We start from the raw sequence: 2,734 nt of genomic DNA on the forward strand, positions 1-2,734 counted from the left end.
CAAGCGACGCTCTTGATCGGAACAGGTCGATGACCGCACAGCAGATCAGTTTGAAGATATCGGCCATGGGAGGCAGCATGGTCCGATTCGCCGACTCACGCCAGCCGGATAGAGTTTACGACAAGGAGAGGGGGTCTTTTCAATCATTCGCCCCGAGACCATTGTGCGGTGGCATCGAGCGGGGTTCCGCAGCTATTGGCGCTGTCATCCGCCCCGCGCGAGCGAGAGCGCAAACGCTGGGGTCGTGCTCACTGAAGGAATCAGTCCCCTTTTGTGGACATGGTGAATATCGCTCGAACAGCCGCGAACGCGTCAATCAGGTTACTCGGTTCCGCATCGTAAGCCTCGAACCACGTTAAGTCATTGTCATCGCCTTGAGGCAGGTCGAGCCCCCATTTAGCAATGCATTGATGCGCCAACTCTTCGTCAGTAAGGCTGGCTAGCGCTTCCGCCCTAAGGTAGCATGAAGCCTTGTCACAAACTGTCAGCCATCGGTAGGCTATATCGAGACATCTTTCCCGAGTTGCGAGAGAGTCCGGTGAGTGCAGATCATTGACCATCTTTTTCCTCTGGACGTTGAGCGATTTGGTCGATTCGATCTTGCCTGCAACGGCCGGATCCGAGAGTCTTCTCGACAGACCCACCACAAGACCGCTGTCGCGGCCGCCGGCGACACTAATATCGGTCCTCCTCAATCCTGCGGCGAGAGCGTCCGTCGTCGCGATATAGCGTAACATAGGTCGTCTTCCCGCTCCGGAAGGCGACGACCCCGAAGCCCGCGAGGCTGGCGCCAAAGAATAGATAAAATTGATATAGATACTGTACCCGGCGCAATCATCGGCCCATGAGCAACGCATTGTGCAGTGGCCCAGCAACGATATCGCTAATTCGACTTGGCGCACACAGCTTGCACATCCGCCTCCGTCACAGGCGCCGACCAAGCGCAAGTCCATCGATTCTTCGAGGAATCGTGCCAGAAATTCTGAAGTGAAGCGCTATTTCCAGCTCGAGCGACGCAAGAGCCCGAGATCACCGTCGTTCCGGTAGGGCAATTTGCGTCCCTGTGTGTGCTGAAAACCTCATCCACGTTGATGAGGCACCGAAATCCGCTAAGCTAGCGCAATGATCGCGCTCATCCGCTTTCTGCTGACCATTCTGACGTCGCCGTTCAAGTCGAAGAGTCGGCTTGAGGCGGAGAATGCCGCGCTCCGGCAGCAGCTGGTTGTGCTGCAACGAAAGGTGAAAGGCCGAGGAGAGATTTCGAACGGCGACCGCCTCTTCTTCGTCCAACTTTACCGATGGATTCCGTCGATCCTCGAGGTCCTGACGATCATCCAGCCCGAGACATTGGTGCGCTGGCATCGGGCCGGCTTTCGCCGTTATTGGCGCTGGACGTCACGGCGACGCGGCGGACGGCAGCAGATTCCGACGGAGCTGTGTGCGCTGATCCGGCGAATGAGCACTGAGAACCGGCTATGGGGCGCGCCGCGCATTCATGGCGAATTGCTGAAGCTCGGATTCGAGGTCTCCCAGTCGACGGTCGCCAAATGGCATTGACACGTTAAGTAATGGCGGATTTGAGGGCATTTTGGCGTAATGGTGCTCCCGCAAGCCGTTGATTTCCCTGTGACGCATGGTGACCGATTAAGACGCTTGACAAGTAAAACAGCTTAACGTGTCAAAGCCAATCTGACATATAGCCAGATCGCCTGTCGAATGATCAAGGGCGGAAAGCGATAACCGGCGTAGCTGATTTTGGTCCTCATGCAGGATAAGGGCCAGAGGTCAGGGGCGGCAAGCCGCTAATGTGACAAAGCCGTTTCATCGGCCACCATAACCCATCCGTCCGAATTTCGCCGATTAACGTGTCAATGCCACGAAAGTGGTAAGCTCGCTCAGTGTGTGCGGCTCTAACTCGGTCTGTTCTCGCTCGAGGCCAAGAATCGTTCAATGAGCTTCTTAAGCTCTGCCTGGCAGGCCTCTAAATGAGTTCGGACGATGTTTCTCTCTTCCTCTCTAAGAGGATTGGAGTGGAGGTCGTCCCAGTCGATCTGTATCGACTCTCGCAAGGTCTCGATGTCTCTTAGCAGCTTCTCTGTCTCAGTCATCACACGCCCTCAGATACCGGTCGAGCATCAGCAGGTGACATAGCGCGGTCGAAATCGGCGGACCAGCGCCGGCTATCCTTGTCGGAAATTAAATCCGACCAGAGCCGATCAATCGTTCGCAATGTCCATTTTGCCAAGGCGAGCGCGGAGTCATAGGCTGGTCGCGAATGCCCATGGCGCGGACACGTCGTTTGAAGACGTCGCCATAGGCGCCGTCACGGTCGCGAATAAGATATTTCGGCGGCTGTTCCCAGCCGCAAGCTTCGGTGAGCTGGCGGGCGATCCATTCCGCAGTGGGATGCGCGGTCACGCCTAACCACAATATCCTCCGACGGTCGTGCCGCATGATCAGCAAGCCATAGAGTAATCGAAAGGAGAGGGTTGGAATGTCCGTCGTCGAATGATTTGAGGCAGGCTGGGCTGCAATTTAGTGGAGGATGCGACTCACCTGACGATTGAGTTTAAGCGGCGGTCATTTGATGTTGCAAGCGTCGATTCCCGATTGTGATGCGTTTGATCCTTTCTCTTTCGCGCAGGATTTTTGCGCCGCGTCCGCAGTAGACGTCGGCGGGCGCGAGATTGTTCAGGCTCTCGTGATAGCGGCGATGATTGTAGTGATCGACGAA

At 56.1% G+C, this 2,734-nt stretch carries 3 protein-coding genes and 1 pseudogene; 1 reads left to right on the plus strand and 3 read right to left on the minus strand.

The genetic code is table 11. The features are described from left to right. Positions 1–260: 260 nt before the first annotated feature. Positions 261–737: a hypothetical protein gene (locus QZ964_RS13445; RefSeq protein ID WP_292532166.1), complete on the minus strand. Its 477-nt coding sequence runs from the start codon at positions 735–737 to the stop codon at positions 261–263. A 385-nt stretch (positions 738–1,122) separates the two neighbouring features. Here QZ964_RS13445 and QZ964_RS13450 point away from each other — a divergent pair, with 385 nt between their 5' ends. Continuing rightward, the gene (locus QZ964_RS13450; protein ID WP_292532167.1) at positions 1,123–1,557 is read left to right on the plus strand and encodes a hypothetical protein; all 435 of its coding nucleotides are present in this window, start codon (positions 1,123–1,125) and stop codon (positions 1,555–1,557) included. Between the two features lie 639 nt (positions 1,558–2,196). Here QZ964_RS13450 and QZ964_RS13455 read toward each other — a convergent pair. Together QZ964_RS13455 and QZ964_RS13460 are read right to left on the minus strand one after the other, a co-directional pair. Continuing rightward, positions 2,197–2,418: a hypothetical protein gene (locus tag QZ964_RS13455; protein WP_292532168.1), complete on the minus strand. Its 222-nt coding sequence runs from the start codon at positions 2,416–2,418 to the stop codon at positions 2,197–2,199. Positions 2,419–2,569: 151 nt separating this feature from the next. After that, positions 2,570–2,734 (minus strand): annotated as a pseudogene (locus tag QZ964_RS13460) (IS3 family transposase); the annotation flags it as partial.

This window comes from Methylocystis sp. (assembly GCF_021731785.1).
Classification (GTDB): domain Bacteria; phylum Pseudomonadota; class Alphaproteobacteria; order Rhizobiales; family Beijerinckiaceae; genus Methylocystis.

Bases quoted from the DNA above. Each gene is read 5' to 3' on its own strand.
- QZ964_RS13445 (WP_292532166.1), bottom strand. From the start codon at position 737: ATGTTACGCTATATCGCGACGACGGACGCTCTCGCCGCAGGATTGAGG.
- QZ964_RS13450 (WP_292532167.1), top strand. From the start codon at position 1,123: ATGATCGCGCTCATCCGCTTTCTGCTGACCATTCTGACGTCGCCGTTC.